This window comes from Stenotrophomonas sp. STK16_22, assembly GCF_051984505.1.
Classification (GTDB): Bacteria; Pseudomonadota; Gammaproteobacteria; order Xanthomonadales; family Xanthomonadaceae; genus Stenotrophomonas; species Stenotrophomonas maltophilia_A.
This window is the reverse complement of sequence record NZ_CP196972.1, coordinates 3064991-3085989: the sequence shown is the minus strand read 5'-3', so window position 1 is coordinate 3085989 and position 20999 is coordinate 3064991. Positions and strand designations below refer to the sequence as shown.

The following is a 20999-nucleotide window of genomic DNA, read 5'->3' as shown; positions in this document are numbered from 1 at the left end:
GCGCCAACGGTCCCGCGAACCCACCCCGCCCGGCCCCTGACAGTTTCCTGCGCGGCCCGCCACGGAATGGAAGAAGAAGATCAAAGGCAAAAGCGGGTCGCGCGCTGCGCTTGCTCATGCTCCTGTAGAGCCGAGCCCATGCTCGGCTTGCTGTTGGAACAAGCAGCCGAGCATGGGCTCGGCTCTACAATCAGCCAAAAACAACAGAGGGACGCGGCGAAGCCGCGTCCCTCTTCCAAATTCCGTCCCGACAACCCAAAGCTCTTCGATCCGTCACCAGGAATCTGTCAGAGGTGGGACGGGATGGACCAGCGGGACCGTTGGCGCCATGGATGGCGCCATCGAGCCCCCATGGACGGGTTTACGGCGTGTCCCGCTGGCCCATCCCGACCCGCCCAGCTAGCAGCAATCCAGAGCCGCTCTTGACGTTGCTGTTGCCGTTGCCGTTGCCGTAGAGCCTGCCGCAGGCAGCGCCCGCGGCCGCCGCCGCAAAGGAAACCCCTTAGATCTTCTTCGCCAGCGACTCGGCCAGACCGGTGTAGCTGCCCGGGGTCATCTCCAGCAGGCGCTGCTTCGCATCCGCCGGCAGCTCCAGCCCCTGCACGAACGCCCGCATCGACTCGGCGGTGATGCCCTGGCCGCGGGTCAGCGCCTTCAGCTGTTCGTACGGGTTCGGCAGGCCATGGCGGCGCATCACCGTCTGCACAGCTTCGGCCAGCACTTCCCAGGCCGCGTCCAGATCGGCATCCAGGCGCTGTGGGTTCACTTCCAGCTTGCCCAGGCCCTTGGCCAGCGAATCCAGCGCCACCTGGCTGTGGCCGAACGCGGTGCCCAGCGCACGCAACACGGTGGAGTCGGTCAGGTCACGCTGCCAGCGGCTGATCGGCAGCTTCGCGCTGAAGTGCTCGAACAGCGCGTTGGCAATGCCGAAGTTGCCTTCCGCATTCTCGAAGTCGATCGGGTTGACCTTGTGCGGCATCGTCGACGAGCCGACTTCGCCTTCCTTCAGGCGCTGCTTGAAGTAGCCAAGCGAAACGTAGCCCCAGATGTCACGGGCCAGGTCGATCAGGATGATGTTGGCGCGGCGTGCGGCATCACCGATCTCGGCGATGTTGTCGTGCGGCTCGATCTGCGTGGTGTACGGGTTGAACACCAGGCCCAGGCCGGTCACGAAGCGCTCGGCGAAGGCCGGCCAGTCCACGTCCGGGTAGCTGGCGATGTGGGCGTTGTAGTTGCCCACCGCGCCGTTGATCTTGCCGGTCAGTTCGACCGCGGCAATCTGCCTGCGCTGGCGTTCCAGGCGGGCGACCACGTTGGCCAGTTCCTTGCCCAGGGTGGTCGGCGAGGCGGTCTGGCCGTGGGTGCGCGACAGCATCGGCTGGCCGGCCTGGGCGTGGGCCAGGCTGCGCAGGCTGTTGGCGATGCCGTCCAGGGTCGGCAGCAGCACCTCGCGGCGCGCCTGTTCCAGCATCAGGCCGTAGCTGAGGTTGTTGATGTCTTCGCTGGTGCAGGCGAAATGCACGAATTCCAGCGCCGGGGCCAGCTCGGCGTCGTCCTTCAGCTGTTCCTTGATGAAGTACTCCACCGCCTTGACGTCATGGTTGGTGGTGCGTTCGATCTCCTTCACGCGCGCGGCCTGGACCGGGCTGAAGCTGGCGGCCAGGGCGCGCAGGCGGGCGACGGCGGCGTCGGAGAACGGGGCCAGTTCGACGATGCCCGGCTCGGCGGCCAGGGCCAGCAGCCACTCCACTTCGACCGTGATGCGGGCCTTGATCAGGCCGTACTCGGAGAAGATCGGGCGCAGGGCGTCGACCTTGCCGGCATAGCGGCCATCGAGCGGGGACAGGGCGAGCAGGGCGGAATCGGACATGTCGGCAGGGCTGGGGCGAGCGGCGGGGGCCATATTCTACGACGTGCCGGTGAGGTAGTGCCGGCCGCTGGCCGGCAACCACGCCCGGCCCACGATTCCATGGATTGCTGGCCAGCGGCCGGCACTACCCCTTGCGCGTGCAGATCGGCCCTGCGGATGAAACGATCTGGCCCGCCCTCGTCATCCCACGCTGCGGGCAAGGGAGTATCGTTGGCGCAGCCGCCAGCCCGGGAAGCGACACCCTGCCAGCCGCCGCTTCCCTTTCCCCAACTGAAGTAGTGCGGAGTTGATGCAATGAGCAAAGCTGCAAGCAAGGGTTTCAGAATCGAACACGACAGCATGGGCGAGCTGCAGGTGCCTGCGGACGCACTGTGGGGCGCCCAGACCCAGCGTGCCGTGCAGAACTTCCCGGTGTCGGGCCAGCGCATGCCGCGCGGTTTCATCCGTGCCCTGGGCCTGGTCAAGGGCGCCGCCGCGGGCGTCAACGCAGAACTGGGCCACCTGCCGAAGAACGTGGCCAAGGCCATCCAGACCGCTGCCGCCGAAGTGGCCGCCGGCAACTGGGACGCGCAGTTCCCGATCGATGTCTACCAGACGGGTTCTGGCACGTCGTCGAACATGAATGCCAATGAGGTCATCGCCACCCTGGCCAACCGTGCCGGCAAGGCGGGCAAGACCAGTGTGCACCCCAATGACCACGTCAACCAGGGGCAGAGCTCCAACGACGTGATTCCGACCGCGTTGCGGGTGTCGGCGGTGTTGGCGACGCATGAGCAGCTGCTGCCGGCGCTGGTGCACCTGCGCAAGACCCTGGACAAGAAGGGCCGCAGCCTGCGCAAGGTGGTCAAGACCGGCCGCACCCACCTGATGGATGCGATGCCGCTGACCTTCGAGCAGGAATTCGGCGCGTGGTCGGCGCAGCTGGCGTCGGCGCAGGAGCGTATCGAAGACAGCCTCAAGCGCGTGCGCCGGCTGCCGCTGGGTGGCACCGCCATCGGCACCGGCATCAATGCCGATCCGCGCTTCGGTGCACAGGTGGCCAAGGCACTGAAGCAGCAGACCGGTTTCAAGTTCGACAGTGCCGAGAACAAGTTCGAAGGCCTGGCCGCACAGGACGACGCGGTGGAGCTTTCCGGTCAGCTCAATGCGCTGGCGGTGGCGCTGATCAAGATCGCCAACGACCTGCGTTGGATGAACGCCGGTCCGCTGGCCGGGCTGGGCGAGATCGAACTGCCGGCGCTGCAGCCGGGCAGCTCGATCATGCCGGGCAAGGTCAACCCTGTGATTCCGGAAGCGACGGTGATGGCCTGTGCACAGGTGATCGGTCACCACACTGCGATCACCGTGGCCGGGCAGACCGGCAACTTCCAGCTCAACGTCACCCTGCCGCTGATCGCAGTGAACCTGCTCGATGGCATCGGCCTGCTGGCCAACGTGTCCACCCTGCTGGCCGACAGTGCGATTGCCGGGCTGAAGGTGCGCGAGGACCGCGTTGCCGAGGCGCTGGCGCGCAACCCGATCCTGGTTACCGCCCTCAACCCGATCATCGGCTACGAGAAGGCTGCGGCGATTGCCAAGCGTGCGTACAAGGAACAGCGCCCGGTGCTGGATGTGGCGCTGGAGGACAGTGGACTGGAGGAGGCCGAGCTGCGTCGCCTGCTGGACCCGACCGCGCTGACCGCCGGTGGCATCCAGGCCGGTGGCGGCGGCGCCGGCGGTTGATCGGCCGGTTGTAGAGTCGAGATCCTATGTTCGTGGTCAAGCCTGCTGGAAGCAGGCTTGACCCACCTTCAGCATGGCCGGATCGAAGTCCCGGCCGCTTTTGAAGACACCCCAGGCGATCCTGGCCAGCTTTCTGGCCAGGATGTTGAAGACGGCGGTGCTGGGGTGACCGCGTTTTGACAGCTCGTCGTAGAGCGGTTGCCCCCGACGACACCGCTTGAGCCCCATGGCGGCCATGTAGAGCATCTGGCGCAGCACTGGCGCGCCCTGTTTGGACAGCCGACGCCGTCCCGTTCTGCCGCCAGACTCGTTGGGCCGGGGATCCAGGCCCGTGCAGGCGATCCACGCGTTGGCGTTGGCCAACGGCCAGCGCGTCATGTAGTAGATCAGGTGAGCGGCGACGGCAGGGCCGACACCAGGGATGGTCAACAGGCGCTTGTAGAGCGTGCCATGCTCTCCATCGCGACCCAAGCGCTGCAGTTCGCTTTCCAGCTCGGACAGCGTCCCAGCCAGAGCGCAGAACAGATCTGACAGCTCCCCGGGAGCACTTTTGCTTACCCCGAAGGATTGCTCCAGGCGCGCGCGTGTCTTTACCAGCGTCTGCCGCTTGCGCAGCAAATCGTGCATCTGCTGCTGCTCGTCGGTACGCGGTACGTATTCACGCAGGCGATCGTTCTCCTTCTTCACGTACCGGGCGATCGCTTCGGCGTCCATGGCGTCCGTCTTGCCACGCGAGCCCGTCGCCCGGCCGTAGTGCTTGATCAGACGTGGATTGATCACATAGACAACGTGGCCTGCCTGGCCAGCCATCCGAGCCAACAACTCGTAGTACCGCCCCGTCGCCTCCATGCCAATCCGGCATCGCTGGGGCAAGGTGTTGAGCCACTGGGCTATGCCGGCCCGGGTGTTGGCGATCCTGTCGCCGGCCTTGCGGTCGGCCACTGCCGGTACGAACTCCTTGGAGTCCACGTCCACGCCAATATCGAGAGAATCAGACATTTGTACGGCTCCCAGCTATCTTTAAGGGGCTGGGGTGGTACCGCACCGACGTTAGCTTGCCTACATCGACGATCCCCTTTGGGGGCCGTACGATCCTTTATCGACGTTCGTGTGCGGGATGGGGATCGCTCGACTCGTCTGTCGGCTAGTATCCGCAGATGCATGCTTGACGGTCCCTCCACCCTGGCTCCTACATACCTCGTAGGAGCCGGGAGGAACATACAAGCCATGCTCGACTGTTGTTCCGGAGTCGAGCATGGCTCGACTCTACAGAAAGCAGAAACGCCGCCCTTTGGGCGGCGTTTTTTTTCAGCGACGGTCGGCGACGATGTTGCCGAAGGTGTCGGTGTAATCCTTGAACTCCGGGATGCGCTGGATCAGGTCCGCCGGAATCACGACCATGCCCTCCGGCGGTTGGATCTTCACCGGCTGCATGTTGGGATCGGCCGGTGCGGCCACCAGGGTGTTCTGGCGCAGCACCTGCAGTTTGCCGAACATGGTCTGCAGCATCTGTTTCTGCCCGTCGTCCAGCGGAATCTGGATCTCGTCCATCTTCATCGTGCCGTCGGCGAGGATGATGATGTTCGGCGCGGGCGGGCGACGCACGGTGACCATGCCTTCGCTGACGGAAATCTTGGGCTTGCCACGCTCGGCGCGGTGGTTGCGGTACTCCTGGTCACAGCCGGCCAGGCCGAGGCAGAGCAGGGCGGTCAACAGCAGAAACAGCTTCTTCATGACATTCGGTTCGGGGGCGTCCGGGGCCGCCATTGTAAGCCGGGCGGCGCACTACGGCCGGCAGCTGGACGCCGCTGCCGGCCGGGTGCGCTGATCTGTCACAGGCCTAGCGCTGGACCACGGTGTCCTTGCCGCAGTCGTCCACGTCGCCCTGGTCCATGGTCGCGTAGGGCTTGAATGCCGGCAGTTCACGTGCGAGCGCCTGCTGGCTGGCCAGCATCGCCGGAAGGCGGTCGCAGATGCGCTTGGCCTGGGCTTCGATCTTCTCGGCTTCGGCATTGATGCGCTTTTCGACACCTTCGCTGTCGCCACTGAAAATGCCCTTCAGCGCTTCGCCGGCAGCACTGGCACCCAGTTTGGCGCCGGCCAGGCCGACATCCATGCCGTCCATCGCGATGGCGACCACGTGGCCGCGGTAGTCCTGCAGATGACGGCGCTGGATATCGTTGGCGGCGATCTCCTTGCCCGCGATCAGCAGGCGGCCATCCGGCGTGATCTCCGCACGCGGCTGCTTGTCCGCCGAGATCTTGATGTTGCCCTGGGTGATATCCTTGCGGGCATCGTCCATCGCGTTCCTGACGGTCTCGCCGACGCCGCCTGTGGCTTCGGCCACACTCTTGCCAACGGTCTTGTCGGGTGCTGACGACGTGCCGCCGCAGGCGATCAGCGGCAGGGACAGCAGCACAGCGGGCAACAGGCGCAACAGGTTCATGGTGTTCCCCTGGTAGTGTCTGGAAGAGGGTTTACTTGCTGCGCGGCAGAGTGACCCGGCCGCTGACGTTGCGATGATCGACGTCACCGCTGCCGCTGTGGTCGACGGTCAGGGTGCCGCGCACGCCGTCGACGTTGATGTCGCCCGAGCCGTGGCTGCGGACATGCACATTGCCGCCGATGTCGGCCAGATCGACCCCGCCGGAGCCAACCACGCCCACTTCAACGCTGCCCTGCACGCGCTTGAACTCGATATCACCCGAGCCCACGGTATCCAGCCGCGCGTTGCCACGCACATCGCTGATCTTCAGGTCACCGGAGCCGACGGTACCGGTGCTGGCATCGCCGCTGATGTTGCGTACGGTGACGTCGCCGGAACCCAGCGACAGCAGATTCAGGGAGCTGCCGCCATCGATGTTGAGGTCGCCCGAACCCACTGCAGCGTGGATGCTGCCGCGGGTACCGCGGACCACGGCATCACCGGAACCCACATCCACGCTCAGCGACTGTGCGTTCTCCACGCTGGCATCGCCCGAGCCGATCTTGAACTGCAGCGGCATGTTGTCCGGCACGCTGCCACGGATATCCAGCCAGGCGTAGCTGTTGCCCAGGCTGATGCCGCTTTGGCGGCCGTCGCGGCGCAGGCTCACCACCAGCTTGTCGCCGACCTTGCGCTGCTCCAGCACCAGCTGGTCCAGCCATTCCTGGCTGGACGCGCAGGCGCGGCCGTCCAGCTGGCCGCCGCCAGCGCTGGCGACCACCTTCAGGTCATGCTGGTTGACCTCGAACACCACCGTCCTGGCAGCAGCCACGTCCAGCTTCAGTGCGCGGGCGGCAGTGAACTTGCAGTTCGGAGCATCGGCGGCCAGCGCCGACAACGGCAACAGCAACAACGCAGAACAGGCGAGCAAAGAACGCATGAGTGGTGCCTCCGGATGGATGGGATCAGATCTCGCCGGCGCGCTTGCGCAGGCGGATGGCAAGGAAGATGAACACTGCACCGACGACGGCGCCGATCCACAGCTCCGGCATCGCCAGCGACTTCAGCTGCGAGGCGGGGGACATCAGGCTGACGACCGAGTCCAGATCGCGGCGCGATGCTTCGTCGGCGCCGAGGCGATACAGCAGGTCCATGCCGGGCACGCCGCCCAGCAGCAGGCGGCCGACGATGTTCTGCCAGAACCAGCCGGTGGTCAGGCCGAACAGCGGCATCATCTTGGTGGAGCTGACAATGATGCCGGCAAACAGCGGCAACATTACCGCCCACAGGAACGGCTTGCTCCTGGCCCATGCCGAGCACAGCAGCAGCCAGCCGGCGGTGGGCAGGGTCCACAGGGCATAGACCGGAATCCAGGCCAGGTGCCCAGCGGCCAGGGTCAGCGGGCTGGCCGGGCCCCAGATCAGGGTCATCGGGCTGCCACCGTGCAGCAGCGCGACGGCACTGATGATCAGCATGAAGCCGAACATGGTGAGGATGCCGGCGATGACCGCGATCAATGGTGCCACGATCAGTGCGCTGATCACCTTGGACAGCACGGTCTGCGTGTCCGACAGCGGCAACGACTTCCAGAACAGGATGCTGCGGTCACGACGATCGTCGTAGAGGGCGCCCAGGCAGTAGAAGAACACGACGAAGGCCAGCACCACGAACGGCCAGCTTGAACTGAGTACCAGAGTCAGATCCAGGCCGTTGCCAAGATCAGCAAGGTCCTTGGCACTGATGTCACGGGTGAGCAGGGCCAGGTTCAGGCCGTTGATGTTCACGTTCTCGCCATCGATGTGCAGGCCGCCGTCGCGTGCTGCACGGTTCAGCGCGAACAGGCCGAAGGCAATGCCGGCGATGCTCATCACCAGTGAGATCAGGCCCGCGATCAACGGGGCATACAGGAAGCCGCCGCGGTTCTCCCAGTACTCGCGCTTGAGCAGCCAGCGCAGGGTGCCGATCGGGCTGATGGGGTGGTTGACGGCATTCATGCGTAGGTCCCCTTCATGATGGCGACGAACAGGTCGGCCAGGCCCGGGATGCGGGTCTCGCCGAGAGAGGAAAGCTGGGTGCGCGGCACGCCATCGAACAGCATCACCGTCTTGCCGAACGCCAGGCTGCGCTCGTCGATCGGCTTCAGGGCGCGCGCGGTGTCCAGCTGGTCGGCATTGACCAGCAGCTCGGTATAGCGCTGGCCGACGTCGTCCATTTCCGCGTCGAGCACGATGCGGCCATCGCGGATGAACATCACGTCGCTGAGGATGTGCTCGATCTCCTCCACCTGGTGGGTGGTGACGATGATGGTTTTCTGTTCGTCGAAGTAGTCTTCCAGCAGGCGCTGGTAGAACTCCTTGCGGTACAGGATGTCCAGGCCGAGGGTCGGCTCGTCCAGCACCAGGATGCGGGCATCGATGGCCATCACCAGCGCCAGGTGCAGCTGCACGATCATGCCCTTGGACAGCTCGCGCACGCGCTGCTTCGGCTGCAGCTTGGTGTTGGCCAGGAAGCGCTCGCAGCGGGCGCGGTCGAAGCGCGGGTGGACGCCGGCCACGAAATCGATCGCCTCGCGCACCTTCAGCCAGCGCGGCAGCACGGCGACGTCGGCGATGAAGCAGATGTCGTTCATCAGTTCGTCGCGGTGCAGTCGCGGGTCGCGGCCGAGCACGCTCAGTTCACCCTCCACCGAGGTCAGCCCAAGAATGGCCTTCAGCGCGGTGGTCTTGCCGGCGCCATTGGGCCCGATCAGGCCGACGATGCGTCCGCTTGGAATGCTGAAACTGGCGTTGTCGAGGGCGACCGTGGTCTTGTAGGCCTTGCGCAGGCCTCGGGCGGTGATGACCGACTCACTTGCAGTGCTATTCATCAGACTTTCCCCTGGGGCAGCAATTCGTCGAGGCTCAGGCCCAGGCGCTGGATGCGCTCCAGAACCGCCGGCCATTCTTCGTTGAGGAAACGGTCGCGCTCGCTGCTGCGCAGCTGCGTGGCCGCCTGCTCGGTCATGAACATGCCCAGGCCGCGGCGCTTCTCGACCAGGCCTTCGTCGGCCAGCTCCTGGTAAGCGCGCGAAACGGTGATGGGGTTGAGTTGATAGTCGGCGGCCACCTGGCGCACCGAAGGCAGGGCATCGCCCGGCTTGAGGATTCCGTCGAGCATCATGGCGATCACGCGCTCCTTCAACTGACGGTAGATGGGAGCGCCGTCGCTCCACTGGATGTCGCTCATATTCAGCTCCGTGGGGTCAGCGGCTGGGCGAACGAGAAATACGGCATGGACAGCGCGCTGTGCAGCCGACGCGGGGGAGGGGGGGAGGAGGAGGGGGCGTTCCCTGCGGGGGAGAGAGTCGCGTCCTGCGCACTTTCAGCAGCGGCGGAAACAGGGGCGGTGGGCGTGGCCCACCAGGCCAGCACGAGCAGGGTCGAAACAGCGACGGCCGCGGGTGCGGTGAGGTTGCGACGGATCCGGACGTTCATGGCTTCCCCCTGTCTCAGATGACTGGTGTTGTATGCAACTATAACACCGGCACGCCTACGTGCAACCCCTTGCCGTCCCCAACTGATGGCAGGGGTGGTCAGATTGCTGAAACATCCCTCTAGTCGATTGATTTAAAAGGGAAATGAATCTTCTGCAGGGGGCTTTTCGGGGCGGCCTTCCATTCAGTGATGTCCATGCTATGTCATCACTGCGCCTTCGATGGCGCCCGGGCAGCACATTCGCCACGCCGCGCAAAGCCCGGGATGGACCTGTGCCATCAGGGGCTCCAGAGCCCGGTGCTATAGTTCGGCCGATTCCCGGCCAGCACTGGCCGGGCCTTGTGAATGGCTACCGCGGACCGCCTCTGATGCCCCTGCCGACCGTTTCCCCGTGCCGCCTGCGCGGCCTGTCCCTGCTGGCCCTGATGGTGGCCGGCGCCGCCGGTTCCGCCAGTGCGCTGGCGGCCGACCTGCTCGATCTGGAATACCGGCCGTTGGCCAGCAAGCAGCAGGTGAATCTGCAGCAGCGCTATCACGGGCAGGTGCTGCTGGTGGTCAACACCGCCAGCAAGTGTGGCTACACGCCGCAGTACGAAGGGCTGGAGGCGCTGCAGAAGCGCTATGCAGGCCGCGGTTTTGCGGTGCTGGGCTTTCCTTCCAATGACTTCAAGGGCCAGGAACCGGGTGACGAGAAGCAGATCCAGGACTTCTGCACCCTGACCTACGGCGTCAAGTTCCCGATGTTCGAGAAGGTGCATGTGGTCGGCACGCAGGCCACGCCGCTGTACCAGCGGTTGACCGTAGCGACCGGCGTTGCGCCGGCCTGGAACTTCCACAAGTACCTCGTGGGCCGCGATGGCAAGGTCATTGCCCAGTTCGCCAGCAAGGTGACGCCGGACGATCCGCAGCTGACCGCGGCCATCGACAAGGCGCTGGCGGCAGCCGCCACGCATTGATATCCAGCACGCATGCCTCGACATCGACGGCATGCGTGCGACAATGTTTCTTTTCGCGCCGACGTCGGCGCCCAGACACTTCCAGGAATGCAGCGAATGAAGATGGGAATGCGCGGCGCCGCGGCGTCGGTTCTGATTCTGGCGATGGGCACTTCGGGTGTCGCTCTGTCGCAACAACCGGCTGCCCCCGCAGCCGCCAAGGAGACCGCAACCTTGAATTCCCCCAAGCAGAAGCTCGGCTACGCCATCGGCCTTGATGTCGCCAAGTCGTTCACCCCGATCGCCGATGAGATCGATGTGGCCGCCCTGCGCACCGCCGTTGAGCGTTCGTTCGAGGGCCTGCAGCCGCAGATCACCCAGGAACAGGCCAAGGCCACCGATGCCGCCCTGCGCCAGGTCGTGATGGCCCGCAGCGGCCAGCAGGTGCCGGGCGTGGCACCGGGCTCGCAGCCGCCGAAGGTCGACCGCGTCAAGGTGTCGCAGATGATCGGCTCCTACTCGGTGGGTCCGTCGCTGGCGCAGCTGAAGGACGATATCGATGTCGCCTCGTTGTTTGACGCAATCAGCACCGGCCTGACCAAGGGCCAGCCGAAGATGACGGAAGCTGACGCGACCGCCACCATCCAGGCCTTCATGGGTGCCAAGCAGGCTGAAATGCAGGCCAAGGCCGCCCAGGCTGCGCAGACCAACCGCACGGAAGGCAACGCATTCCTGGCCAAGAACAAGACCCAGCCGGGCGTGGTGACCACCTCGTCGGGCCTGCAGTACCAGGTGATCCGCCCGGGTAGCGGCGAGCGCCCGCTGCCGAGCAGCAAGGTGCGCGTGAACTACGAAGGCAAGCTGCTCAACGGCACCGTGTTCGACAGTTCCTACGGCCGCCAGCCGGCCGAGTTCGGTCTGGACCAGGTGATCAAGGGCTGGACCGAAGGCGTCGCGCTGATGCCGGTCGGTTCGAAGTACCGCTTCTGGATCCCGGGCGAACTCGCCTACGGTGAGAACGGCACCCCGGGCGGCCCGATCGGCCCGAACGCGACTCTGACGTTCGACGTCGAGCTGCTGGGCGTTCTGCCGTAAGTCATTCAGGAGCGAATACGGATATGCGCGTTGCGATTTTTGGTACCGGCTACGTTGGACTGGTGACCGGTACCTGCCTGGCCGATGTTGGTCATCAGGTGGTCTGTGTCGATATCGACCAGGCCAAGGTGGATGGCCTCAACCAGGGCATCATCCCGATCTATGAACCCGGCCTGGAGCCGATGGTGAAGGCCAACCATGCCGCAGCGCGGCTGGCGTTCACCACGGATGCCGCGGCCGCCATCGATCACGGCCAGGTGGTGTTCATCGCCGTTGGTACGCCACCGGACGAGGATGGCAGTGCCGATCTTCAATACGTGCTTGCCGTAGCCCGGACCATTGGTCGGCACATGAGTGTGCCGACCGTGGTGGTGAACAAGTCGACGGTGCCGGTCGGCACCGCCGACAAGGTGCGTGCCGCCATTGCCGAAGAGCTGGCCGCGCGTGGCGCGGACATCGCCTTCGACGTGGTGTCCAACCCGGAATTCCTGAAGGAAGGCGATGCGGTTGCGGACTGCATGCGCCCGGACCGCATCATCATCGGTGCGGCGAACGAAGAGTCGGTGGCGGTGATGCGTCGCCTGTACGCGCCGTTCAACCGCAACCACGACCGCGTGGTGGAAATGGACGTGCGTTCGGCCGAACTGACCAAGTACGCCGCCAATGCGATGCTGGCGACCAAGATTTCGTTCATGAATGAAATCGCCAACATCGCTGAACGCGTCGGTGCCGATGTCGAGCAGGTCCGCCAGGGCATTGGTTCGGATCCACGCATCGGCTGGCACTTCATCTATCCGGGTGCCGGTTACGGCGGCTCGTGCTTCCCCAAGGACGTGCAGGCATTGGCCCGTACAGCCCAGCAGTATGGCCTTGAGCCGAAGCTGCTCAATGCGGTTGAAGCGGTGAACGATGCGCAGAAGGGCCATCTGTTTGCCCTCATCCAGCGTCATTACGACAAGGGCGAGGACGAGGGCGTGCGTGGAAAGACCTTCGCCGTATGGGGGCTGGCCTTCAAGCCGAACACCGACGACATGCGTGAGGCCTCCAGCCGTCGACTGCTGGCGCAGCTGTGGGAAGGCGGTGCGACGGTGCGTGCCTACGATCCGGAGGCGATGCACGAGTCGCAGCGCATCTTCGGCGAACGCGATGACCTGGTGTTCTGCAACAGTGCCGATGAAGCGCTGCAGGGTGCCGACGCGCTGGTGGTGGTCACCGAGTGGAAGCAGTTCCGCAGCCCCGACTTCCAGAAGCTGCGCGAGCAGCTGAAGGATGCGGCGGTGTTCGACGGCCGCAACCTGTATGAGCCGGGCGAAGTGGAAGCCGCAGGTCTTGCGTACTACGGCATTGGCCGGGGGCGCTCGTTGCATGTCTGATCTGCCCACTGAACGCGAGCAGGCGCTGGAAGCGCGCCTGGTCGAGCTGGAAATGCGCGTGTCCTTCCAGGAACAGGCGCTGGCCGAGCTGAGCGACGCGCTGGCTGATGCCCGCATGCAGGGCATGCGCAACGCCGATGTGCTGCGCGTGCTGCTGGAAGACCTGGGCAAGGTCCGCAACGCACTGAATTCTTCCGATCCGGCGAGCGAACCGCCGCCGCCGCACTACTGATCCGAATCCTATGAGCGATACCCTCCGCGACCAGCTGATGGGCCTGGGCTTCAAGCCCGCGCCCAAGCCCGAGCGCAAGAATGATGGCCCCCGCCGTGATGGCCGCCCGCAGGGCAAGGGTGGCAACGGCAACGGCAATGGAAAGCCGCAGGGCGCAGGCAAGGGCGAGCACAAGCCCGGTGAGCGTCGTGGGCAGGGCCATGGCGCGGGCAAGCCCGGCGGGCATGCGCGCGGTGGCCAGAGCCAGCAGGGCCCGCGCAAGCCGCGCAGCACCGAAGAGATGGATCTGGCCAAGGCCTATGCCATCCGGGCGCAGCGGGAGAAGGAAGAGCGCATCGAGACCGAGCGCCTGAAGCAGGAAGAAGCACGCGTGCGCCGCGAGGCGAAGGCCAAGCTGGAAGAACTGCTGAAGGACAAGAGCCTCAACGCCGAGGCAGCGGACATCGCCCGCCACTTCCCGTATGGCGGCAAGATCAAGCGCATCTATGTGACCGCCGAACAGCTGACCGCGCTCAATGCCGGTGAGCTGGGTGTGGTCCAGCTCAATGGCCGTTACCTGCTGGTGACTGCCGAAGTGCTGGCACAGTCCGAGGCGGTGTTCGCCGCCTCGGTGGCGCTGAAGGTCGATCCGAATGCGCCGGCCGAGGAAGATCCGTATGCGGATCCGCAGTACCAGGTGCCGGACGACCTGGTCTGGTAAAGGCGCAACCACCGCGGACGGCACTGCCTCCGCGGTTGGGGGAAGGGATGACCGCTGATCCAAGCCGCGGCTACGTGCCGCACATTGACGGCCTGCGCGCGATTGCCGTGATGGCCGTCATCGTGTTCCACCTGGACCCGGCCTGGTTGCCGGGCGGGTTCACCGGCGTAGACGTGTTCTTCGTCATTTCCGGGTTCGTGGTCAGCGCGTCGGTGCACCGGCTGCCGCCGTTGTCGCTGTGGCAGTCGATGCTGCGCTTCTATTCGCGCCGCATCCGCCGCATCGCACCTGCGCTGATCAGCTGCCTGCTGTTGACCGCCGTCGGCAGCGTGCTGTTCATTCCCGAGTCCTGGCTCAGCGAGGCCAGTGACAAGACCGGGCTGATGGCATTCTTCGGCTTCAGCAACTGGGTGCTGGCGCTGATCGGCAACGATTATTTCGCGCCCAAGGCCGAATTCAATCCCTATACCCATACCTGGTCGCTGGGCGTGGAGGAGCAGTTCTACCTGCTGTTCCCGCTGCTGTTCCTGGCCTGGGCGCGCGGCGTGCGCGGGCGTTGGATCAGCCTTGGCCTGTTTGCCGTGGTCAGTGCGGCGTCACTGCTGCATGCGGCGGTGCTGGGCCTGCGCGAGGCGCCGCCATCGTGGGCGTTCTACGCCACCACTACGCGGCTGTGGCAACTGGGTGTTGGCGTACTGCTGTTCCAGCTGCTGCATGTTCGCCAGCCAGTGGATGCGGTGACGACGATTGCACTGAAGCGCGCTGCGCCCGTGTTCTCGCTGCTCGCGATGGTGGCGCTGGCGCTGTTGGGCTGGGCGTTGTGGACTGCACGGGCAGGGCATTCGCCGTGGCCCGATGGTCTGCTGCCGACCTTCGCTGCCGCAGGCCTGCTGTGGGCGCTGCATCATCATCCCCGGTCCTGGGTGGCACGCCTGTTGGCCAGCAGGCCGATGTGCTCCATCGGCCTGCTGTCGTACTCGCTGTATCTGTGGCACTGGCCGGTATTCGTGCTGATGCGCTGGACCGTGGGCCTGCAGACACCCCTGCAGATGAGCGCTGCGCTGGCGCTGGTGCTGCTGCTGTCGTGGTTGTCGTGGCGCTGGGTGGAGCAACCGTTCCGGGGCCCCTTGGCGCAGCGTCTGCGCCCGGGTCGCTGGGTGCTGGCAGGTTCGGCTGTGCTGCTGGTCGCGGCCGGCACCCAGACGCTGCTGTACCTGCAGGCACCGCGGATATCACTGAGCACGGTCAGTCGGCATCCCGGCGACTGGTATCCCAACGGCAAGAGCGTGGCAGGCGACTATCCTGACTGCAGCCTGGTGACCACCAAGCGACGCTTCGAAGGTGGCAGCATGCGGACCTATGCGCGTGGTGACTGCGATCGGCCGGCGCCTGCCGGTGCGCCGAAGCAGGTGTTCGTTGCTGGCGATTCGCATGCAATGGCCTACATCGAGCTGCTGCAGCGGCTGGCGCTTGAGAGTGGCTCGGAGGTGATTCTCTACGGTCGTGGTGGATGCCCGCAGGTGAGCCTGCAGAAGTGGCGCGGCGCGGGTGCCGGTTGCAGTGATTTCGACGCAGCGATGCTCGCCGATGTCACGCAGCGTGCGCAGCCAGGTGATGCCGTGGTGCTGGTGTCGCTGCGGATACCGCGCTTGTCCGATCAGTTCGTATTGTTCGATGCGCAGGCGCAGCTGGCGGGCGAGCTGACCCCGGAAGCCACTGCAGGACGCGAAGCCGAAGTGGCGGAGGCGATCACCCAGTGGAAACCGTTGGCCGAGCGCGGTGTGCGAATTGTGCTGGAGGCGCCCAAACCGGTGCTGCCGGCGCCGCCGTATCGCTGCTCTGACCGCTTCAATTCACGCAACGAGGTCTGCCGCAACGGCCTGGACAGCACGCGTGAGGCGATGGAAACGCTGCGTGCGCCGATGCTGGGCAGCCTGCAGCAGGTGGTCGATGGCCTGCCAGGGGGTGTGCTGTGGGATCCGATGCCGGTGCTGTGTGATGACGTGCTGTGCCCGGCGCAGCGCGATGGCCGGCCGTTGTTCTTCGATGGCGATCACCTCAGCGCGCATGGCAACCGTGTGCTGCTGCCGTCGCTACAGCAGGTACTGCTGCAGCAGTAGGACCGCGCCGGCGTCAGGCCTTGAAGCGGCTCCGGCGTGCGCGGATCAGTGGCAGGCTCGGTGCGAAGAAGCACAGCAGTGCGCCGACCAGGGCAAACGACACCGGACGAGAAACCGTCAAAGCCCAGCGCAATGATGAAGCGAAAAGGGGACGGAGGGGATTAAGTCGTTTGTGCCCAAAACGACTTAATCCCCTCCGTCCCCTTTTTGTGTCATTCGGGGTCGTAGTCGAGGTTGGAGGCCAGCCAGCGCTCGGCCTGGGCGCGGTCCACGCCCTTGCGGCGGGCGTAGTCGCTGACCTGCTCGCGGCTGAGGCGGCCGACCACGAAGTACTGGCTCTGCGGATGGCTGAAGTAGTAGCCCGAAACGGCCGCCGTAGGCAGCATCGCAAAGCTCTCGGTCAGTTCCATGCTGGCGTTGGCTTCGGCCTGCAGCAGGTCGAACAGGCGTCGCTTTTCGCTGTGCTCCGGGCAGGCGGGGTAACCCGGTGCCGGGCGGATGCCGCTGTACTGCTCGTCGATCAGCGCCTCGTTGTCCAGTGTCTCGGCCTGGTCATAACCCCAGAATTCCGTGCGTACGCGCTGATGCAGGCGCTCGGCCAGGGCTTCGGCGAAGCGGTCGGCCAGGGCCTTCAGCAGGATCGCGTTGTAGTCGTCATGCTCGGCTTCGAAGCGCGCTACGTGGGCATCGATGCCGATGCCGGCGGTGACCGCGAACGCGCCGATCCAGTCCTGCCTGCCGCTGTCGGTCGGGGCGATGAAATCGGCCAGGCAGAAATCCGGGCGCTCGGCCGGCTTGTCCACCTGCTGGCGCAGGAAGTGCAGGGTGGTCTCGCCCTGTGGGTGCTGCACGCGCACGTCGTCGCCGACGCTGTTGGCCGGCCACAGGCCGAACACGGCCTTGGCGGTCAGCCACTTCTCGCCGACGATGCGGTCGAGCATCGCGCGGGCATCGCGGTACAGCTCGCTGGCCTGGCTGCCGACGATCTCGTCGTTGAGGATGGCCGGGAACTTGCCGGCCAGCTCCCAGGCCTGGAAGAACGGCGTCCAGTCGATGTAGTCGACCAGTTCGGCCAGTGGGTAGTCGTCAAATACGTGCAGGCCGGGCTGGTTCGGTGCGGGCGGCGTGTAGGTGTCCCAGCCGCCCTGGAATTTCTGCCCACGCGCGTGTTCCAGCGACACCAGGCGCTTGGCATCGCCACGGTTGCGATGGCGCGCGCGGATCTCGGCATAGTCGGCCTCGTTGGCGGCAACGAAGGCTTCGCGCAGGTCGCGCGAGATCAGCGACTGGGCCACGCCGACCGCGCGCGAGGCGTCCTTCACCCACACCGTAGGCGCTTTGTAGTGCGGGTCGATCTTCAACGCGGTGTGCGCGCGCGAGGTGGTGGCGCCGCCGATCAGCAGCGGCAAATCGAAGCCCTGGCGCTGCATCTCCCGGGCCACGTGGCTCATCTCTTCCAGTGATGGAGTGATCAGGCCGGACAGGCCGATCAGGTCGGCGTTGTGCTCGCGCGCGGCATCGAGGATCTTCTGCGCCGGCACCATCACGCCAAGGTCGACCACCTCGAAGTTGTTGCAGGCCAGGACTACGCCGACGATGTTCTTGCCGATGTCATGCACATCGCCCTTCACCGTGGCCATGATGATCCTGCCGTTGCTCTTGGCAGTGTCGCCGCTGCGCGCCTTCTCCGCCTCGATGTACGGCAGCAGGTAGGCCACGGCCTTCTTCATCACACGCGCGGATTTCACCACCTGCGGCAGGAACATCTTGCCGGCGCCGAACAGGTCACCGACGATGTTCATGCCGTCCATCAGCGGGCCTTCGATCACGTCCAGCGGACGGCTGGAGGCCTGTCGGGCCAGTTCGGTGTCTTCTTCCACGAAGGCATCCAGGCCGTGCACCAGTGCATGCGCCAGGCGCTGCGCCACCGGCTTGTCGCGCCAGGCCAGGTCTTCGGTCTTCGCCGCACCTTTCCTGCCCTTGTAGCGCTCGGCGATCTCCAGCAGGCGTTCGGTGGCATCGCTGCGGCGGTTGAGGATCACATCCTCCACGCGCTCACGCAGCTCCGACTCCAGCTCATCGTAGATCGGCATGGCACCGGCATTGACGATGCCCATGTCCATGCCGGCGGCGATGGCGTGGTACAGGAACACCGAATGGATGGCCTGGCGTACCGTTTCGTTGCCGCGGAACGAGAACGAGACATTGGAGACGCCGCCGGACACATGGCAGTGCGGCAGGGTCTGCTTGATGATGCGGGTGGCTTCGATGAAGTCCACTGCATAGTTGTCATGTTCTTCGATGCCGGTGGCGACGGCGAAGATGTTCGGGTCGAAGATGATGTCCTGCGGCGGGAAGCCGATCTCGTCGACCAGGATGCGATAGGCGCGGGTGCAGATCTCGACCTTGCGCGCGCAGGTATCGGCCTGCCCGCTTTCATCGAAGGCCATGACCACCGCGGCGGCGCCATAGCGCAGGACCTTGCGCGCGTGTTCGCGGAACAGTGCCTCGCCTTCCTTCAGCGAGATCGAGTTGACCACGCTCTTGCCCTGCAGGCACTTCAGGCCGGCCTCGATCACGCTCCACTTGGAGGAGTCGACCATCACCGGAATACGGGCGATGTCCGGCTCGGACATGATCAGGTTGAGGTAGCGGGTCATCGCCGCTTCCGAATCGATCAGGCCCTCGTCCATGTTGACGTCGAGGATCTGCGCGCCGCTGGCCACCTGCTGGCGGGCCACGTCCACCGCTTCTTCGTAGCGGCCTTCCTTGACCAGCTTGCGGAACTGCGCGCTGCCGGTGACGTTGGTGCGCTCGCCGACGTTGATGAACAGCAGGTCCGGAGTGATGACCAGAGGTTCCAGGCCGGACAGGCGGGTAGGGCGGACAGGCGTCATGGCAGGCGTCAGCTCAACAGCAATAGGGTGGGAAGTGCGGAACGGTGGCGGCGACATTCATGCGGCCTGCTCCTGGACACCGGGCAGGGCGCGCGGCGGCAGCCCGGCCACGGCCTCGGCGATTGCGCGGATATGGTCAGGGGTGGAGCCACAGCAGCCACCGACCAGGTTCAACAGGCCATCCTCGGCGAAACCGCGCAGGGTGCTGGCCATGTCCTCGGGCGTCTCGTCGTACTCGCCGAAGGCATTGGGCAGGCCTGCGTTGGGGTGTGCGCTGACGTAGCAGTCGGCGATCTGCGCAAGGGTTTCCACGTGCGGGCGCATCGCATCGGCACCCAGTGCGCAGTTCAGGCCGATCGACAATGGGCGCGCATGCGCGAGCGACGCGTGGAAGGCCTCGGCGGTCTGCCCGGACAGCGTGCGCCCAGAGGCATCGGTGATGGTGCCGGAGATCATCACGGGCAACCTTGCGCCGCGTGCATCGAAGGCCTCCTCCAGTGCATACAGCGCGGCCTTGGCATTGAGCGTGTCGAAGATGGTCTCGACCATGATGGTGTCGGCGCCGCCGTCGATCAGGCCGTCAATGGCTTCGCGGTACGTGTCGCGAAGCTCGTCGAAGCTGGTGTTGCGGAAGCCCGGATCGTTGACATCGGGGCTGATCGAGGCGGTGCGGCTGGTCGGGCCGATCACCCCGATCACGAAGCGTGGCTTGCCTGGTGTGGTTGCGGCTACTGTATCGCAGCAGGTGCGTGCCACCGCTGCGCCAGCCTTGTTCAACTCGTACACCAGGTGTTCGAGGTGGTAGTCGGCCTGGCTGACCGACGTGGCGTTGAACGTGTTGGTCTCGACCAGATCCGCGCCCGCTTCCAGGTAGGCGGTATGGATGTCGGCGACGATCTGCGGCCGGGTCAGCAGCAGCAGATCGTTGTTGCCCTTCAGGTCATGCCCTTCCTGCACGGCGTGGTCGCAAGCGGGGCCATGCACATGATCGTAGCCACCGGTGAAGCGCTCGCCGCGGTAGTCGTCTTCCTGCAGGCCATGGCGCTGGATCATGGTGCCCATCGCGCCGTCGATGATCAGGATCCGCTCGCGCAGGGCGTCGAGCAGGGCGTTTGCACGATCAGGATGCAACCAGGGCAGGGCAGGCATGGCGATCTCGGGCTCAGGGCTTGTTGGCGATCAGTGAAATCACTTCGAAGTGCGGCGGACGCTTTTCGCGGGTGACCGTCTCCAGGCTGGACACCTGCAGGCCGGCCTTGTCGACGAACCTGCGCAGCTCCTTGTCGCTGAAGCCGAGGTTGACGTGGCCGTAGGCCTCCACCGCCGCCTTGTGCTCGTGGCGGGCCAGGCTGCACAGCAGCAGGCGGCCGCCGGAGCGCAGCACGCGCGCGGCTTCGGTCACCGCCTGCGCCGGTTTGCTGGCGTAGGTCAGCGCATGCATCAGCACCACCAGGTCGAAGCTGCCGTCCTTGAACGGCAGCGCATGCATGTCGCCCTCGCGCACTTCCACATTGGGCAGGCGGCGCAGGCGCTCGCTGGCAGCGGCAACCACGCGCGCGCTGGTATCGATGCAGATGTAGCGCTTGGCATGCGGGGCGACGAGTTCGGCCAGCACGCCGTCACCGGAGGCGATGTCCAGCACGTCGCCGGTCTCCAGCAGCGGCAACGCGGTACGCGCGAGGGCTTCCCAGGTGCGGCCGGGAGAATAGTGGCGCTCCATGTCGCCGGCCACGCTGTCGGCCCAGTTCTGGTCGGAGGCACGGTGGGCCAGCACGGCGGCGACACGTTCAGCGTCCTGCCGCAGCAACGGGTCGTCGCTTCCATTGCTCAAGGCATGCCACAATGCACGCTGCGCCGGGTCCAGCTGGGCCTCGTCGAAGCGGTAATAGGCCGACACGCCCGCACGGCGGTCGCGGACCAGGCCGGCTTCCTTCAGGCGCGCCAGGTGGGTGGATACCCGTGGCTGTGCCAGCCGGGTGATCGCCGACAGTTCGGCCACGGTCAGTTCCTCCTGCTCCAGCAGCGCCAGCAGGCGCACGCGGGTGGCATCGGCGAACACCTTGAGGCGGGTCGACCAGTCTTCCAGATCCATAAATATCTACCTATCGCGATATAGAGATATATTCGCTGAGAACGCCTGCCGCGGTCAAGTCGCTG

Annotated in this window: 19 protein-coding genes; 7 read left to right on the top strand and 12 right to left on the bottom strand. The window is 65.5% G+C overall.

What is annotated here, in order from left to right:
- Positions 1-502: 502 nt before the first annotated feature.
- The gene (purB, locus tag ACSYAO_RS14465; RefSeq protein ID WP_049462123.1) at positions 503-1870 is read right to left on the bottom strand and encodes an adenylosuccinate lyase; all 1368 of its coding nucleotides are present in this window, start codon (positions 1868-1870) and stop codon (positions 503-505) included.
- A 294-nt stretch (positions 1871-2164) separates the two neighbouring features.
- On the opposite strand from purB, the gene ACSYAO_RS14460 reads away from it, so the two are divergent.
- Positions 2165-3592, top strand: coding sequence for a class II fumarate hydratase (locus ACSYAO_RS14460; protein WP_049462122.1), 1428 nt, complete (start codon positions 2165-2167; stop codon positions 3590-3592).
- Positions 3593-3628: 36 nt separating this feature from the next.
- Here the strand turns inward: ACSYAO_RS14460 and ACSYAO_RS14455 are convergent, their stop codons facing one another.
- The 8 genes from ACSYAO_RS14455 to ACSYAO_RS14420 form a co-directional block, all read right to left on the bottom strand.
- Positions 3629-4591, bottom strand: a complete 963-nt coding sequence (locus ACSYAO_RS14455; RefSeq protein ID WP_182266802.1) for an IS110 family transposase — start codon at positions 4589-4591, stop codon at positions 3629-3631.
- A gap of 309 nt (positions 4592-4900) precedes the next feature.
- Positions 4901-5326 carry a hypothetical protein gene (locus tag ACSYAO_RS14450; RefSeq protein WP_032130459.1) on the bottom strand — a complete coding sequence of 142 codons (426 nt, stop codon included), beginning with the start codon at positions 5324-5326 and terminating at the stop codon, positions 4901-4903.
- Positions 5327-5432: 106 nt separating this feature from the next.
- Positions 5433-6038, bottom strand: coding sequence for a hypothetical protein (locus ACSYAO_RS14445; protein ID WP_049463146.1), 606 nt, complete (start codon positions 6036-6038; stop codon positions 5433-5435).
- A gap of 31 nt (positions 6039-6069) precedes the next feature.
- Entirely contained in the window at positions 6070-6957 is an 888-nt protein-coding gene (locus tag ACSYAO_RS14440; RefSeq protein ID WP_049463147.1) for a DUF4097 family beta strand repeat-containing protein, read from the bottom strand.
- A 25-nt stretch (positions 6958-6982) separates the two neighbouring features.
- Positions 6983-8011, bottom strand: coding sequence for an ABC-2 transporter permease (locus ACSYAO_RS14435; RefSeq protein ID WP_049463148.1), 1029 nt, complete (start codon positions 8009-8011; stop codon positions 6983-6985).
- Positions 8008-8883, bottom strand: a complete 876-nt coding sequence (locus ACSYAO_RS14430; protein WP_032130455.1) for an ABC transporter ATP-binding protein — start codon at positions 8881-8883, stop codon at positions 8008-8010. The genes ACSYAO_RS14435 and ACSYAO_RS14430 overlap by 4 nt, the downstream gene beginning before the upstream one ends.
- The gene (locus ACSYAO_RS14425) at positions 8883-9242 is read right to left on the bottom strand and encodes a GntR family transcriptional regulator (protein ID WP_006453095.1); all 360 of its coding nucleotides are present in this window, start codon (positions 9240-9242) and stop codon (positions 8883-8885) included. Before ACSYAO_RS14425 ends, ACSYAO_RS14430 begins: the two co-directional genes overlap by 1 nt.
- Positions 9243-9244: 2 nt before the next feature.
- Positions 9245-9490, bottom strand: coding sequence for a hypothetical protein (locus ACSYAO_RS14420; RefSeq protein ID WP_080355172.1), 246 nt, complete (start codon positions 9488-9490; stop codon positions 9245-9247).
- Positions 9491-9858: 368 nt separating this feature from the next.
- Between ACSYAO_RS14420 and ACSYAO_RS14415 the strand changes: the two genes are divergently transcribed.
- From ACSYAO_RS14415 to ACSYAO_RS14390, 6 genes are all read left to right on the top strand, one after another.
- Complete coding sequence (locus ACSYAO_RS14415; protein WP_049463149.1) at positions 9859-10446, top strand: glutathione peroxidase; 588 nt, start codon at positions 9859-9861, stop codon at positions 10444-10446.
- 96 nt (positions 10447-10542) lie between these two features.
- Entirely contained in the window at positions 10543-11520 is a 978-nt protein-coding gene (locus ACSYAO_RS14410) for an FKBP-type peptidyl-prolyl cis-trans isomerase N-terminal domain-containing protein (protein ID WP_019337358.1), read from the top strand.
- Positions 11521-11543: 23 nt separating this feature from the next.
- Positions 11544-12893, top strand: coding sequence for a UDP-glucose dehydrogenase family protein (locus tag ACSYAO_RS14405; RefSeq protein ID WP_032127659.1), 1350 nt, complete (start codon positions 11544-11546; stop codon positions 12891-12893).
- Positions 12886-13125, top strand: coding sequence for a SlyX family protein (locus ACSYAO_RS14400; RefSeq protein ID WP_019660397.1), 240 nt, complete (start codon positions 12886-12888; stop codon positions 13123-13125). The genes ACSYAO_RS14405 and ACSYAO_RS14400 overlap by 8 nt, the downstream gene beginning before the upstream one ends.
- Before the next feature lie 10 nt (positions 13126-13135).
- The gene (locus tag ACSYAO_RS14395; protein WP_149909407.1) at positions 13136-13825 is read left to right on the top strand and encodes a DUF2058 domain-containing protein; all 690 of its coding nucleotides are present in this window, start codon (positions 13136-13138) and stop codon (positions 13823-13825) included.
- 47 nt (positions 13826-13872) lie between these two features.
- The gene (locus ACSYAO_RS14390; RefSeq protein WP_149909406.1) at positions 13873-15945 is read left to right on the top strand and encodes an acyltransferase family protein; all 2073 of its coding nucleotides are present in this window, start codon (positions 13873-13875) and stop codon (positions 15943-15945) included.
- Between the two features lie 212 nt (positions 15946-16157).
- Here ACSYAO_RS14390 and metH read toward each other — a convergent pair whose 3' ends face one another.
- The 3 genes from metH to ACSYAO_RS14375 are packed head-to-tail and all read right to left on the bottom strand — an operon-like array spanning position 16158 to position 20934.
- Positions 16158-18842 carry a methionine synthase gene (gene metH, locus ACSYAO_RS14385; protein ID WP_149909405.1) on the bottom strand — a complete coding sequence of 895 codons (2685 nt, stop codon included), beginning with the start codon at positions 18840-18842 and terminating at the stop codon, positions 16158-16160.
- Between the two features lie 57 nt (positions 18843-18899).
- A complete protein-coding gene (locus ACSYAO_RS14380; RefSeq protein ID WP_049463154.1) occupies positions 18900-19991 on the bottom strand; it encodes a homocysteine S-methyltransferase family protein in 1092 nt (363 codons plus the stop codon).
- Between the two features lie 13 nt (positions 19992-20004).
- Positions 20005-20934, bottom strand: a complete 930-nt coding sequence (locus tag ACSYAO_RS14375) for an ArsR/SmtB family transcription factor (protein WP_032127664.1) — start codon at positions 20932-20934, stop codon at positions 20005-20007.
- Positions 20935-20999 lie beyond the last annotated feature (65 nt).

What these genes read in the sequence shown, in the direction of transcription:
- purB (WP_049462123.1), bottom strand. Translation starts at nt 1,870, where the DNA reads ATGTCCGATTCCGCCCTGCTCGCCCTGTCCCCGCTCGATGGCCGCTAT.
- ACSYAO_RS14460 (WP_049462122.1), top strand. Translation starts at nt 2,165, where the DNA reads ATGAGCAAAGCTGCAAGCAAGGGTTTCAGAATCGAACACGACAGCATG.
- ACSYAO_RS14455 (WP_182266802.1), bottom strand. Translation starts at nt 4,591, where the DNA reads ATGTCTGATTCTCTCGATATTGGCGTGGACGTGGACTCCAAGGAGTTC.
- ACSYAO_RS14450 (WP_032130459.1), bottom strand. Translation starts at nt 5,326, where the DNA reads ATGAAGAAGCTGTTTCTGCTGTTGACCGCCCTGCTCTGCCTCGGCCTG.
- ACSYAO_RS14445 (WP_049463146.1), bottom strand. Translation starts at nt 6,038, where the DNA reads ATGAACCTGTTGCGCCTGTTGCCCGCTGTGCTGCTGTCCCTGCCGCTG.
- ACSYAO_RS14440 (WP_049463147.1), bottom strand. Translation starts at nt 6,957, where the DNA reads ATGCGTTCTTTGCTCGCCTGTTCTGCGTTGTTGCTGTTGCCGTTGTCG.
- ACSYAO_RS14435 (WP_049463148.1), bottom strand. Translation starts at nt 8,011, where the DNA reads ATGAATGCCGTCAACCACCCCATCAGCCCGATCGGCACCCTGCGCTGG.
- ACSYAO_RS14430 (WP_032130455.1), bottom strand. Translation starts at nt 8,883, where the DNA reads ATGAATAGCACTGCAAGTGAGTCGGTCATCACCGCCCGAGGCCTGCGC.
- ACSYAO_RS14425 (WP_006453095.1), bottom strand. Translation starts at nt 9,242, where the DNA reads ATGAGCGACATCCAGTGGAGCGACGGCGCTCCCATCTACCGTCAGTTG.
- ACSYAO_RS14420 (WP_080355172.1), bottom strand. Translation starts at nt 9,490, where the DNA reads ATGAACGTCCGGATCCGTCGCAACCTCACCGCACCCGCGGCCGTCGCT.
- ACSYAO_RS14415 (WP_049463149.1), top strand. Translation starts at nt 9,859, where the DNA reads ATGCCCCTGCCGACCGTTTCCCCGTGCCGCCTGCGCGGCCTGTCCCTG.
- ACSYAO_RS14410 (WP_019337358.1), top strand. Translation starts at nt 10,543, where the DNA reads ATGAAGATGGGAATGCGCGGCGCCGCGGCGTCGGTTCTGATTCTGGCG.
- ACSYAO_RS14405 (WP_032127659.1), top strand. Translation starts at nt 11,544, where the DNA reads ATGCGCGTTGCGATTTTTGGTACCGGCTACGTTGGACTGGTGACCGGT.
- ACSYAO_RS14400 (WP_019660397.1), top strand. Translation starts at nt 12,886, where the DNA reads ATGTCTGATCTGCCCACTGAACGCGAGCAGGCGCTGGAAGCGCGCCTG.
- ACSYAO_RS14395 (WP_149909407.1), top strand. Translation starts at nt 13,136, where the DNA reads ATGAGCGATACCCTCCGCGACCAGCTGATGGGCCTGGGCTTCAAGCCC.
- ACSYAO_RS14390 (WP_149909406.1), top strand. Translation starts at nt 13,873, where the DNA reads ATGACCGCTGATCCAAGCCGCGGCTACGTGCCGCACATTGACGGCCTG.
- metH (WP_149909405.1), bottom strand. Translation starts at nt 18,842, where the DNA reads ATGACGCCTGTCCGCCCTACCCGCCTGTCCGGCCTGGAACCTCTGGTC.
- ACSYAO_RS14380 (WP_049463154.1), bottom strand. Translation starts at nt 19,991, where the DNA reads ATGCCTGCCCTGCCCTGGTTGCATCCTGATCGTGCAAACGCCCTGCTC.
- ACSYAO_RS14375 (WP_032127664.1), bottom strand. Translation starts at nt 20,934, where the DNA reads ATGGATCTGGAAGACTGGTCGACCCGCCTCAAGGTGTTCGCCGATGCC.